The sequence below is a fragment of the Synechococcus sp. M16CYN genome, from assembly GCF_040371545.1.
Classification (GTDB): domain Bacteria; phylum Cyanobacteriota; class Cyanobacteriia; order PCC-6307; family Cyanobiaceae; genus Parasynechococcus.
In genome coordinates this window covers 1,671,240-1,683,757 of sequence record NZ_AP029048.1, presented here as the reverse complement: position 1 = coordinate 1,683,757, position 12,518 = coordinate 1,671,240, and the positions used below count along the sequence as shown (strand labels likewise).

General features: G+C 50.0%; 12 protein-coding genes. 6 read left to right on the top strand and 6 right to left on the bottom strand.

The window, feature by feature from the left end; all coding sequences use genetic code 11:
* The first annotated feature begins 1 nt into the window (after position 1).
* From ABWV55_RS08050 to proC, 4 genes are all read left to right on the top strand, one after another.
* Positions 2–910, top strand: a complete 909-nt coding sequence (locus tag ABWV55_RS08050; protein WP_353291557.1) for an energy-coupling factor transporter transmembrane protein EcfT — start codon at positions 2–4, stop codon at positions 908–910.
* A gap of 299 nt (positions 911–1,209) precedes the next feature.
* Positions 1,210–1,863 carry a YggS family pyridoxal phosphate-dependent enzyme gene (locus ABWV55_RS08045; protein WP_353292705.1) on the top strand — a complete coding sequence of 218 codons (654 nt, stop codon included), beginning with the start codon at positions 1,210–1,212 and terminating at the stop codon, positions 1,861–1,863.
* Between the two features lie 87 nt (positions 1,864–1,950).
* On the top strand, positions 1,951–2,517 hold the full coding sequence (locus ABWV55_RS08040) for a cell division protein SepF (protein WP_353291556.1): 567 nt from the start codon (positions 1,951–1,953) through the stop codon (positions 2,515–2,517).
* Between the two features lie 8 nt (positions 2,518–2,525).
* The gene (gene proC, locus ABWV55_RS08035) at positions 2,526–3,422 is read left to right on the top strand and encodes a pyrroline-5-carboxylate reductase (protein WP_353291555.1); all 897 of its coding nucleotides are present in this window, start codon (positions 2,526–2,528) and stop codon (positions 3,420–3,422) included.
* Here proC and ABWV55_RS08030 read toward each other — a convergent pair.
* The 6 genes from ABWV55_RS08030 to raiA all read right to left on the bottom strand — a co-directional run bounded on the left by ABWV55_RS08030 (position 3,358) and on the right by raiA (position 9,742).
* Positions 3,358–4,071: a precorrin-2 C(20)-methyltransferase gene (locus tag ABWV55_RS08030; protein ID WP_353291554.1), complete on the bottom strand. Its 714-nt coding sequence runs from the start codon at positions 4,069–4,071 to the stop codon at positions 3,358–3,360. The two genes, proC and ABWV55_RS08030, sit on opposite strands and share 65 nt — an antisense overlap.
* Before the next feature lie 955 nt (positions 4,072–5,026).
* A complete protein-coding gene (locus ABWV55_RS08025) occupies positions 5,027–6,220 on the bottom strand; it encodes a glycosyltransferase family 4 protein (protein WP_353291553.1) in 1,194 nt (397 codons plus the stop codon).
* A gap of 32 nt (positions 6,221–6,252) precedes the next feature.
* Positions 6,253–7,638, bottom strand: coding sequence for an MFS transporter (locus ABWV55_RS08020; protein ID WP_353291552.1), 1,386 nt, complete (start codon positions 7,636–7,638; stop codon positions 6,253–6,255).
* 28 nt (positions 7,639–7,666) lie between these two features.
* On the bottom strand, positions 7,667–8,440 hold the full coding sequence (locus ABWV55_RS08015; RefSeq protein WP_353291551.1) for a recombination protein O N-terminal domain-containing protein: 774 nt from the start codon (positions 8,438–8,440) through the stop codon (positions 7,667–7,669).
* The gene (locus ABWV55_RS08010) at positions 8,441–9,121 is read right to left on the bottom strand and encodes a deoxyribose-phosphate aldolase (RefSeq protein ID WP_353291550.1); all 681 of its coding nucleotides are present in this window, start codon (positions 9,119–9,121) and stop codon (positions 8,441–8,443) included.
* 33 nt (positions 9,122–9,154) lie between these two features.
* A complete protein-coding gene (gene raiA / locus ABWV55_RS08005) occupies positions 9,155–9,742 on the bottom strand; it encodes a ribosome-associated translation inhibitor RaiA (RefSeq protein ID WP_353291549.1) in 588 nt (195 codons plus the stop codon).
* Here raiA and lipB point away from each other — a divergent pair.
* Both lipB and ABWV55_RS07995 read left to right on the top strand, forming a co-directional pair.
* Positions 9,725–10,453, top strand: a complete 729-nt coding sequence (lipB, locus tag ABWV55_RS08000; RefSeq protein ID WP_353291548.1) for a lipoyl(octanoyl) transferase LipB — start codon at positions 9,725–9,727, stop codon at positions 10,451–10,453. The genes raiA and lipB overlap by 18 nt on opposite strands.
* 28 nt (positions 10,454–10,481) lie before the next feature.
* Positions 10,482–12,473 (top strand): AMP-binding protein, encoded by a 1,992-nt coding sequence (locus ABWV55_RS07995; protein ID WP_353291547.1) that lies wholly within the window; start codon positions 10,482–10,484, stop codon positions 12,471–12,473.
* The last annotated feature ends 45 nt before the right edge of the window (positions 12,474–12,518 follow it).

Sequence of the window (12,518 nt, the reverse complement as noted above, 5' to 3'; positions counted from 1 at the left end):
AATGGACTGGTTGCGCCAGATTCCTATTGGACAGTACGTTGATGGTTCAGAGGGCTGGATGCGACGTCTCGACCCTCGTCTCAAGTTGGCCTGGTCATTGGTGTTCTTATTGACTCCGGTTCTTGCTGGACCGCTTTGGCGTGTCGCATTAGTGCTGATCTTATTAACGATTACCGCGCTGAGTGGGTTACCGCGCAGGGTCTGGTGGAAGTCGTTTCTGGTGCTAATAATCCTGGCCGTTGTAGCCGGACTACTATCGGTATTTTTCCCTGTGGCCGATCCCCCTGCGGCATTCTCCATTCGCGATCCAGCAGAACTTCCCGGTGCCGTCGCCGATGGGCCGACTTGGGATTTACTGCGAGTCGGCCCCTTTCAGTTAGGTGCTTTAAGACTTGGACCTCTCGTAGTAGATCGCGCCTCTGCACTATTGGGCTTGCGCACATCAACGTTAACTTTCACTGTTATTCACAGCGTCAACCTGGTGTTGATTACCACAACACCTGAGGATTTGGTTTGGGGGCTGAGCTGGTATTTATCACCGTTAGCTACCCTGGGGCTGCCGATAGAGCGAGTTGGTTTTCAATTGTTGTTAGCACTACGTTTTTTACCGCTTGTCCAGGAGGAACTACAAAACCTGTTGCGCTCAATGACGAGTCGAATAGTCAGCCTACGCAGCCTTGGCTTCAAGGCTGGCCTGGGAATCATTTTTGCCGTGAGTGAACGTCTCCTAGTTAACATCCTCTTGCGTGCCGAGCAGGGCGCTGATGCTCTTGTAGCTAGGGGTGGTCGCATACTTGGACCATCTAGATTTCACTTACCCTCCGAGCAACCATCGCTGTGGATTAACACCCTAGCCATTCTAGTTTTGTTGCTAGTTATTAGTCTGCGCAGTCAATATGGTGCTCTTTAATCTCGAATCCTTGGCAGGGGCGGATGCCTAGCACTATTTCAGCATCACTCCGCGCCCGGTATGCCCGTATCGCAAGTAACCCGGCGAGATTAGTTGTAATGTTCACGCCACGTTATGCGCTCAACTTAATGTTCTTGTCAGTGACCTTTCAGCCGCGCGGGGACCCAAATTCAAGTCACCCCTCCTCAATTGCGATGCACGTCACCACACTGAGACGAAAATCGGCCAATGCTAACAACACGGCGTGGAAGGCCTTTAAAGTTGGCAGCGACTCTTCGATCCAACCTTTATCTCACCCATTGACCGACTTTCTAACCAATCGCTGGACGACCTTGATGGAGGAACTTCCCCCTTCTGTCCGTTTACTGGCGGTAAGTAAGGGACATTCCGCGTCGACCATTCGTTCGGTTGCATCGTTCGGACAGCAGGCATTTGGTGAAAGTCGCTTGCAAGAGGCCCTAGAGAAGCAAAAACTGCTTTCTGATCTTAATCTGCAGTGGCATTTTATCGGTCATTTGCAAAAGAATAAAGTGCGCGCTGTGGTGAAAACCTTTTCTGTGATTCATTCAGTAGATTCGCTTTCTTTGGCTCAACGGGTTTCACGCATTGCCGTGGAAGAAGGGTGCTGCCCCAATGTGTTGTTACAGATTAAATTGCGCGTGGATCCCTCAAAAGGCGGTATGGAGCGAGGTGACCTTATCTCAATCTGGCCTGAGTTACAAACGCTACCTGCACTACGGATCACGGGATTAATGACCATGGCTCCCTTTGGATTGAGGGTCGATGAACGTCAATCGCTATTTACAGAGTGTCGAACTTTGGCTGATAAGCTCAAATTGCCGGAGTGTTCGATGGGAATGTCAGGTGATTGGCATGAGGCAGTAGCGGCCGGTAGTACGTTGCTACGCCTGGGATCAGCTATCTTTGGCCCGCGACTCATGTCAAGAACTTAAGCGAGCCTGTCCTATCTTGTGTAGCAGCTGAAACGGCATTAGGGAATATGTTTTTTAAACTATTCCTCAGCCCGAGAGAATTTTAAAGTGTCGTTGATTTCCCGCTTACGTGCTGTTGTCGCTGGTGACGACTATCTTGATCGTGGATTTGACGATTCTACTTACAACGACGACCAACAGGGTCAGAATCAACTTGCAACTCAAGCCGATGAAGATAATTTGGCGACTCTCAGTAATAGGCATCCTTTTGATCTAAGTAAAAATTTGCCCGGTTCCAACGTGATCGGAATGCCAGGAATCAGCACTGCTATTGCCGAAGTCAGCTTAATGGAGCCTCGTAGCTTCGACGAGATGCCGCGAGCTATTCAAGCGCTTCGCGAACGCAAGGCTGTTATACTTAACCTCACGATGATGGAGCCGGACCAAGCGCAAAGGGCGGTCGATTTTGTCGCGGGCGGTACGTTTGCCATTGATGGCCATCAGGAACGTATTGGGGAAAGCATTTTTCTGTTCGCTCCGAGTTGTATCACTGTCACTAACGCCAATCAAGACGAAGTGTCAAAGCCAACTGTTGTGGGTCGAGAAATTGACATAGCAGAAGCTACGGACTCTGCTTCTGCTCCATCGCCAGCATGGGGAGCTACCGCTCTTTAAGTTTTACAATGACGCTTGATAACACGCAGTCTGTCTTCGGAGTGATTGGCCTGGGTCGCATGGCTCAGATACTGGTAAACTCGCTTTTGACTAATGGTCATGTTGCTCCTAACAGTTTGTGGGCTGTAGTGGGATCGGAAACTTCAGCTCAGAAACGTCGAGCTGAGCTTCCGATAGATGCGCACGTCCTTGCAGCAACTGACCCTGCTGCGAGTAATGTTTGGAAAGCTCCGTTTCAGTTGCTTGCAGTGAAGCCTCAGCAGCTGGAAGCCGTAGCAAGGTCAAGTGCTCCGGTGCAAAACCAACCGATGTTGATTTCTATTTTGGCTGGAGTTCCCCTTGATCGTTTGCAACGGCTTTTTCCTGGTCACTGCTGTGTGCGAGCGGTGCCCAACACACCAGCGCTAGTCAGAGCCGGTTTGACAGCACTGGCCTGGGGCAATGAAGTTTGTGATGGGCAGCAGCGGTTTGTAAAGCAATTGTTCAGCAACATAGGAGAGGTTTTAGAGCTACCAGAATGCAAACTCGACGCTTTTCTCGCCCTCACTTCGTCTGGGCCAGCCTTTATTGCTTTAGTTGCAGAAGCAATGGCTGACGGTGCTGTCGCAGCCGGGTTAACCAGAGATCTTGCTCATCGCTTGGCCCATCGCACGCTTGCTGGAACAGCAGAGCTATTAAATCAACGTCAACTACATCCCGCAGAACTGAAGGACATGGTTAGTTCCCCTGGTGGAACAACTATTGCCGGGCTCCGGCACCTGGAACGCGCTGGGTTGCGCTCTGCTCTGATCGAAGCAGTGGTGGCTGCTGCCGAGCGAAGTCGCCAACTGGCACGACCTGTTAAGGAAGAACATCGGGCCATGTCTGACGGATTAAAAGTAGCGAAAAATAAGGCCTTCGGCTAGCTGGAATGTTCTCTGCTGGTCTGACATGTTGTTCAGGCCATCCAACTTTTTCGGCAAAGAGAGCCTGAGAAAGAAGTAGGCGTTGTTTGAGAATCGGCTGCACCCAATCCCAACGGTGCCCTAACTTTAGTAGAGCCAGAACGCGCCCTCTAGCCTTAGCCTCATCTAATTCAAACTCTAGCTCTTCGGGAGTGTCTGGGCAGGGGCATATGAGGAGGTGATCTCGTTGTAAGGCTAGAGGCCAAAGCCCTATGGCTGCTGCTGCCGATACTGACGAGATGCCAGGAATGACGTCGCAGAGACAGTCTGGCCAGTAATGACGCAGAGCGATCAAGACGTAGCTGCATGTCGCAAAAAGAGATGAATCTCCTTCGCAGAGCAAAACAACCCGTTTGCCATGAGCGACGAGGTCCTGCAAAGTGTAAGCCGCGATAGTCCAAGCCCTTTGCCTTGTTTCGGCTTCATCGACCATCGGAAAGAGCAAGGGAAGATGTTGATGATCCTGCCTAATCCATCGATCAGCGATCTTTGCCGCCATTCTATTATGGGTATTCGGACGAGCTACGGGATAAGCAATGACTTCGCTTGTCTTAATAGCTTTTACTGCGGCCAGCGTGAGTAGTGAAGGATCGCCAGGGCCAATTCCCACCAGCGTTAGTTTCCCTAAGGGCATAGGATTATGGGATCGACAATAGTCATGAATAGGAGCCTTCGGCAGTCAGATGTTGAGTTGTTTCAACATCTTTTCGAAAGATTAAAGAACGAAAAACATAAGTAGGATCCACCCCTTTTTTAAATCTTCGTTTTCTTGTCGAAAGTCTTAATCATAACGTTGAAGCTTTGCTTACCCTGTAGTCTTGCAAATTATGCTGTGTCGAATAATACTTTTGGCTAAGTAATATTTTATCAAAATTAAAATCTTAAATAGTTTCCCTAGACCCAAGCAAACTATAAATTGATGTTCAAGTCTATAAATTTCTTGCTGTTGTTTCTTGCTGTTGGCATTGATTGACACTCTTGGTTTCACCACACTGATTTTTCTTATGTAACAGAAAGCGCTAAAAACTGTAATGTATATTATGTAGTTATGATTTTGTTTGTAAGAAGTATTTGTATAGTATTAGGTTTTTATTAACTATTAATTTCTTTGAATAAGAATTGAATTTTAAAAAATATATTATTGATAAAATTAACTTTGATATGATTTTTTATCAAAATCTAGTTAGATTTGATGTTAAATATGAAAAAATATTTTAGGCAATAGAGAACTAATAATAATTTACGGAATATTTCAAAATTATGTACTAGCTTAAGTGATTATTGCATAAGATTTACTTTAAATAGTTTTTTCTGAAGGTATGACTTTTCAAAATAAACATATTGTGAAAAGAAGCTAATTTATTGAAACTTAACACATGATCACAATCTTTTTAAAAACCTTGACAGTTTCTAGAGTAGAAACCTAAATATTGTTTTAATTAAAAAATTATTGATACTTTTCAAATTTTTTTGGCTGATTTGTCCGTTTTCAGTTAGCTAAGCAATTGAGTAACGTGTTCTATTATCATAGTGGGCTTAGTTGATTATAGATGGAACTAAATAAGCTATGTGGATTTTGCTTGGCTGTGCAAAGTTGCTAAACTATTAGAGTGTATTAATTCTTCGTAAAGACGTTCAATTGCATCAATGTTACCGCTAAGCGTGTAACGCTCTAATGCACGTTTTCGGGCTCCACGCCCCAACGCAGCGGTAAGCACTGGTTGATCACGCAAGACAGGCAGCAAGGTGCGTAGTTGGGTGGTGACTTCTTGTGTCTTCATTACGATTCCAGCTCCCCCAGCCAAGACCTCACCATCAGCACCCGCATCAGTGGCAACACAGGCGGTACCTGTAGCCATGGCTTCTAACAAGGCCAGGGATAACCCCTCAACAAGACTTGGTAGCAAAAACACCTCGGCACATTGCAAAAGTGCTACGCGTGTCTCTAAATCTGGCTCATACCCCCACCAGAGGATCTGTGGATCATTAAATTGATTCTGAAAAGTGCTACTCAAAGGTCCGTCTCCGACTACTACTAGGCGACATCCTTCGGGTGAAACCAAGCGCCATGCTCGTAGCAGAGCTTCGACATTTTTCTCTGTGGCGAGTCGACCCATATACAGAAAAATCCGTTCCTTACCTAGTCGTTCACGCACACTTCTCTGCAGGAGAGAGGCGGTGCCTGGACTTGCTGGAGACCAGAGATCAGTGTCTACGCCATTGGGAATCACGGCGAGTCGCTTAGCCGGAACACCAAGTTTGATCAACACGTCTGCCTGGAGTTGAGAGAACACGATCACTCGGTCGTAACGCGCTAGAGCAGGCGCATAGAGCTGGTACGTGAGTTGTTGAGTGCCAGCGGTGAGATTGCGTAGCCCAGAATCAAAAGCTGGATGAAATGTTGCAACCAAAGGCACGCTCAGCTGCTGGCACAGCTCTGGTAGACGGAAGTCAAGTGGGGAAAGGGTAAGGCTGGCGTGGACTAGGTCTGGCTTGAGTCTTTCTAGGGAATCTCGCAATTCCCGTTGGGCTCTAGGCGACGGAATGGTGTAGACCTGAGACTTTACTAAGTAGGGGAGGCTAACGTCTGGATCATTGGCTAATAGTGAGATCCCATTTCGTTCCGGACTGTGAGGCGTGTCGAAGTGAATGAAATGGGTTTGGTGGCCCCGACTTCGGAGCGCCTTGGTGGTGCTCAGCCCATAGGAGACGTTGCCACAGAAGGGCGACTTCTTTCCAAGCCAGGCAATCTGCACCAACCGGGTTGGCCCTCCTCAGGCGACATTAAAAGTTAGCAGCGATGCCACGGCTTCTCGAGGAAAGCAGCGATTAGGGATAAGGTGGCAAGGAACAACAGAACCGGTTTCAGGCCAAGGCTGCTTACCAGGGTACCCGCCAGCACCAAAGGTAGGCTTAAAGCAATGTTGATTAGGTTGTTCTGCAGTCCAAACACCCGACCGCGCTCTGCCTCAGGTGTTTTTTCCTGAATAGTGGTTTGAGCGGGGATCGCCACGAGAGCTGCACCGATGCCCAAGATACCGCAGAGGGTCAGGCTGAAAATCAAGGATCCGCTTAGTTGACTCAGCAGCACTAAAGCCCAAGTAATAGTGCCTAGTCCCGTGGCTGTGAGGCGTCGTCGGCTAAACCGATGTCCCATTTGAGCGATGGCGATAGCCCCAATAGTCACACCCAAGCCACTCATAGCTAAAAGTGCACCGAAGCCGGAAGGTCCAAGGCTTGCTATCAGAGCTGCCAATTGCAGCGCAAGTACATATAGGGCAGCCAACAAACAGTAAAGGAGAACTAGGTGGAGCATTGCGCCCCGAACAGAGGGTACCTGACGCAACACTTGCAGTCCCTCGTTAATTTCCGCCCAAACCGATATCTGGGACAGTGGTTTAGGTGATTCACGCAGCGACAGACGCGCTAAACTGAGAGCCGCAAGGCCGTAACAAAGAGGAAGGAGAATAAACTCACCCCCGTCCATCCCAGCAGAGGCAGCGAAATGTCGCAATGCCTTCAGTACGGGCTCCCCAAGAGCGAATCCCAGGATCGTAGCCCCCATGCTAGTAACTTGATATAGGGAATTCGCTGCAAGAAGATGTTCATTGGGTACTAGTACTGGAATTGTTGCTTGTTCTGATGGCGCGAAAAATTGAGTCAGGATTGATTCAAGAAATGTCATCACCACTAGACTCCAGTAACCCCAAGGCAAGCCGAGCCACTGTGGCCCGGGTAATAGGAAAAGGGGCGTAAACACCAAAAGCAAAGCGCGCAGGGCATTTGAAGCGACCATGACCCTTCGTTTTGGCCAACGATCCGCCCAAACACCCGCCACGGTTCCTAGGGCCATGGCAGGGATCGTGTTCGCGACAAAGATCCCTGTGGCAAGCATAGTTATTACCTTGGTGCGTGTACCGATATCGATGTCGTAGTCCAAGGCCATATTGGCTAAAATATTTGCCTTATCACTCGTCAATAGCAAGTGCTGATCGATCAGGAATACCATCAACACGATGTAAAACTTGTCCGCAAGCTGAGAAAATATTTGACCTAACCAAAGCTTGCGAAAATCGCTCAAAGCCATCACAGCCTGAATCCCCTGCTTTTTCCCTGGGCTTGGGTTGCTGCCGGTAGGCAGCGCGGATTCTGAGGTTGACAGGCTCGGTCCGCTCAAGGGGTCAATGCGTCGAGTTTATGATGGCTTATTCCGGCGTAACAAGGGTTTCACGGAGCATTGCAAGTGCTTTACTGCGGTGTTCTAGATGGGTGTAAACCCAAAGCTCAACCACATTTAGTAAGCGCAGCCAAACTCGTCGAGGACCTATCAACTCACCATCCTTTCGCCGTGGCAGATCCGCACGAGTGAGTCGTTGTAGTAAGGTCAGTTCCGACGAGTTGAGTTCCATTGCTGAGCCAGGTTGTGAATGAATAGCAAAGCCTTCTTCAGGTAACAGACTGCAACGCCAGTCCCACTGGCCTAGCGGAGCATCTAGTGATGACCCACTGAGGCAGCAACTCTGCATCGGTAAAGCGTAGCCGCCGAGAGCGAGAAGATGAATTGACGCTTGAACAGTGCTCGCAATAATGAGATCAATATCCTCGCCATTGAGTTCCAATAGCTCCAAATGCAACAGCACTACGCTCAGTAGTCCTTCCACAGGATCATTTGCGATCAATTGCAGAGAAAGATCACAGAGAGCTTGGGCGGACGCAAGGGTTTCAAAGCAACGCCCCAGCCTGGAAAAATTGCGCAGCACTCGCAGCTGTCGAACACGAGCCAGCCCACCCTTATCACTTACCTGTAGCTCTAACAGGGTAAGTGGTACAGCGCCTGCCAGGCTGCTTTTGGGGCGTCGCGCATTTGGCACAGCCAAGCGCGTCAGCCCCTCTGCATCACTCAGCAAACTTAATAAGCGATCATACTCACCAAGAGGTCCCACCTTCAGGACTAGTCCCTTCAGCTGCCGTTCCGCCATTTAGCCCACAGGTTGGCGAAGAGATCGGAGAAGTTGCGGGGCACTGCTGGTCCCTAATAGACCAGCACCGGCTTTCACAAGTTCTCCAATAAGTTCGATGCTATGAATCCCGCCGGCTGCTTTAATGACACAGCGTTCTCGGCAAAGAGCAACAAGCTGCAGCACCTGATCCGGGTGACAGGCAGGGCCAAAGCCATTGCCTGTTTGCACTCCTGTAGCGCCCGCGTCTATAGACGCCTCAACCGCAACGGCCAGTTGATCCTGATTGAGACGGACCATATCGAGGATTACCCTCAATGGTAATCCAAGGCCACAGAGCGCTCCCAATTCGTCGGCGAAAACATTTATGGCCCCGTTGGCGAGTGCACGAAAATTAGGCACTACATCGAACTCTTCGGCTCCTTGAGATGCCGCCCATTCCGCTTCTGCTTGCTTTAATTCAGAAGGAATTGCTCCAAACGGAAATCCAATTGCAGCTATGAGATTTGGCCGTCTGTCTGAGGAACCCAACCGCTTCCGCAAAAGCGGTAGTTGTTGCGGTGTAGTGCAGATGGCTCTTACATCTTCTTGACAGCTGGCATCGCAAAGCTCATGAAGCTGCTCGTCGTTGAGAAGAGGATCAAGAATCGCTTGATCAAGCAGAGGCGGTAGATCAGGAAAGTCTGTTCTAATAGCGGACATTGTTGGGCTAGCAAACTAGATGATTCTTTCCGCTTAATTCCGAGCTTGTATCACGCCATAACCGCCGTGATTGCGTCGATAAATCACTTGTAGCTCTCCACTATCACTATCTCGGAAGAGATAAAAGTCATGGTCGATCACATCGAGTTGATGCCGTGCATCATCAATACTCATAGGTGGCATTGCAAAGTATTTACGCCGCACTCCTGGGTCTGGTAACCGCGCCTCTTTACCGTCGACCAGTGAGCCATAAACGGTTTTCTCACCGCTAAAGTCGTCGACACCGGGTGTCAAACTGGCGCTGTGACCGTGGCTGTGATGGTGATCCGTATGGCGCTCTTTCCATCGGCGTAGCTGACGGGCCAACTTGCCCGCCACCAAGTCGATGCTGGCATAGAGATTCTCACTGCGTTCTTGGGCACGAATCACTGTGCCGTTCGCGAACACGGTGACCTCTGCTGTTTGTTGGGAAACGCGTGGGTTCCTAGCAACAGATAAGTGAACGTCGGCTTCACTGATGGCATCACTGAAATGAGATGTCGCCCGTTCCAATTTCGTGTTGGCGTATTCCCGCAATGCCGGCGTGATCTCGAAGTTACGACTATGGATCAGCACTTTCATCTTTGTGCTCCTGTGCCGGTGGCTATCGACAAACTAGTGAAACACTGCAGTTCAGAAAACCCCCATGGAGCATTTCTTTTCGAGCCCATCAAGCTGATTCCATTTGAACAGGCCTGGAGCGAACAACAACATTGGCAACAATATCTACTGCAGCAGCCCCTCGCTGATGAAGCGGTATGGCTTCTGCAGCATCCAGCTTGTTACACCTTGGGCCGCGGTGCCAATATCAACCACGTGCATTTCGATCCGACTAATCCCCCTGCCCCGTTGCATCGTATCGATCGGGGCGGAGAGGTGACTTATCACTTGCCGGGCCAATTGGTGGCCTATCCGGTACTGAATTTACAACGTCATGTTCCTGATCTCCACTGGTACTTGCGACAGTTAGAGCAAGTCATAATCGATGTCTTATTTAACCTTGGACTAAAAGGAGAGCGGTTGCCAGGCTTCACAGGGTTATGGCTGGAAGGACGCAAGGTAGCGGCAATTGGCGTAGGCTGTCGGCGTTGGATCACTCAGCATGGGCTTGCTTTGAATGTGAGTTGCGATTTGCGCGGCTTTTCTAAAATCACACCCTGCGGCATTGCAGAGTACAGGATTGGTCGACTGTGTGACTGGCTACCTGGGCTTGCTGTGAGTGACGTGCAGCCTTTACTGCGAAATGCCCTGGCCTCGCGATTTCATCTGACGTGGACCACGCAAACATGGTAAGCCTGTTCTGACTAATGCATCGTCTCCGATGACGGCCAGCTGGACTCCCACAGCTCAGGAGAAGGAGGCCCTGAAACGCCACGGCCACGCTAGTCGTTTCAGACGGGTAGACGATATGTGGCCATGGTTGGCCAATCGGTATGGAAACGTCACCGCCGTCGACGCACCGCATGCCGCCCATCCAGAACGTTTTAGCTTTAGGGCTTTGGCTGAGCTTATTGCTACGGCTGCCGCTGCTTTTCGCGCTCAGGGTATCCTTGAGAATAATGTGGTGGCTCTGTTCTCAGAGAACAGTCCCCGCTGGTTGGTGGCAGATCAAGGATTAATGCGATGTGGGGCTGCAGACGCCGTACGAGGTGCCTCAACTCCCGTAGAAGAACTTCGATACATCCTTGGCGATTCTAAGGCTACGGCACTTGTGGTTCAGAACGCCGATCTTTGGAGGCGCCTGAATCTGACGCTTGATCAGCAGTCTCGTTTGACGCTGGTGCTACAGCTGGAGGGAGAGCCCGTGGATAAATTGACTAGCTGGGATGAGTTTCTCTCGTCTGGCGTTGGTGGTGATCCGATTCAGAGACCTACAGAATTGAAAGAAAAATCGGAAGTGGCATCGAAACAATTGGCCACCATCTTTTATACATCGGGCACAACAGGCCAGCCAAAGGGGGTGCCGTTGACACACGCCAACTTATTACACCAAATCCGCTCACTAGCCTGCGTGGCCTGTCCAAAGCCAGGTTCTCCTGTGTTGAGCGTGTTACCGATCTGGCACGCTTATGAACGTAGCGCAAGTTACTATTTTCTGTCCTGCGCTTGTACACAGACGTACACAACGATTAAACATCTAAAAAAAGACTTGCCAAGGGTTAAACCAGTCGCGATGGCGACCGTCCCGCGTCTTTGGGAGTCGGTTCAAATAAGCTTCAACGATGCAGCAAAAGACTTGCCATCTCCCCTCCGGTTGTTATTCCGTATAGCCCTTAGCAATAGTTCGGCTCAACGTCAGGCTTTACGGAGGGCCAAAAATCTGGTGTTAGAGCCAGTCTCCTGGTTAGGACGCCTGCAGGCATTTGGCTTGGCTTGTCTACGCTGGCCTCTGCACACTGTAGCTTCGGCGCTGTTATGGCCTAAGCTCCGGCAGCAACTCAGTGGTGGTCAACTTGCTTACCCAATCAGTGGTGGCGGAGCTATTGCTCCCCACATAGATGCCTTTTTCGAAGCGGTGGGCATTGAGTTGCTCGTGGGCTATGGCCTCAACGAAACAAGTCCGGTGATTAGTTGCAGACGTCCCTGGCGTAACATCCGTAGTAGCTCTGGCCAACCAATGCCAGATACAGAGCTCCGCGTTGTTGATCCTGAATCAGGTGTCGACCTTGGATATCGACAACAAGGCAAGATTCTAGTGCGTGGTCCGCAAGTGATGAGCGGATACTGGGGCAAACCTGAAATCACTAAAAAGGTATTGAATGACGACGGTTGGTTTGATACGGGTGATCTCGGTCTACTTCTCGCAGATGGGTCTATTGCGTTAACTGGTAGAGCAAAAGATACTATCGTCCTAAGTAGTGGAGAGAACATTGAACCAGGTCCTTTAGAGCAAGTCTTGGTTGCCAGCCCATTGATTGAGCAGGTGATGTTAATCGGTCAGGATGAACGCCAATTGGGTGCATTGATAGTGCCCCATAATGAGGCCATTATCGCCTGGGCCAGTCAAAAAGGACTTTCCCTTGCGGCAGATCTGGGGGGAAACCCAGGCAGCCATTCCTTGCTCCGATTGCTTGTAACAGAGTGCAACCGTTTGCTAGGACGACGCACTGGAGCCCGCGCTGATGAGCGTTTGGCTGGGGTGGCCTTGGTGGAGCCGTTTAGCATTGACAACGGCTTGTTGACACAGACCCTGAAGCAACGTCGTCATCGGATCCTAGAAAGGGATGCAGTGCTGATTAAAGGCTTGTACGCCCGGAGGCAACAAGTATCTGTCTCTGTGAGGGATCGGAAGGGGCGGTTCTCCGGTGATTGACCGGAGCTGTCGTGGCTGAGACGCTGTCGCTACCTTGTTTTAAGT

Excerpts from the sequence above, each read along its gene's own strand:
- ABWV55_RS08050 (WP_353291557.1), top strand. The coding sequence starts at position 2 with ATGGACTGGTTGCGCCAGATTCCTATTGGACAGTACGTTGATGGTTCA.
- proC (WP_353291555.1), top strand. The coding sequence starts at position 2,526 with ATGACGCTTGATAACACGCAGTCTGTCTTCGGAGTGATTGGCCTGGGT.
- ABWV55_RS08015 (WP_353291551.1), bottom strand. The coding sequence starts at position 8,440 with ATGGCGGAACGGCAGCTGAAGGGACTAGTCCTGAAGGTGGGACCTCTT.
- ABWV55_RS08010 (WP_353291550.1), bottom strand. The coding sequence starts at position 9,121 with ATGTCCGCTATTAGAACAGACTTTCCTGATCTACCGCCTCTGCTTGAT.
- lipB (WP_353291548.1), top strand. The coding sequence starts at position 9,725 with ATGGATCAGCACTTTCATCTTTGTGCTCCTGTGCCGGTGGCTATCGAC.
- raiA (WP_353291549.1), bottom strand. The coding sequence starts at position 9,742 with ATGAAAGTGCTGATCCATAGTCGTAACTTCGAGATCACGCCGGCATTG.
- ABWV55_RS07995 (WP_353291547.1), top strand. The coding sequence starts at position 10,482 with ATGACGGCCAGCTGGACTCCCACAGCTCAGGAGAAGGAGGCCCTGAAA.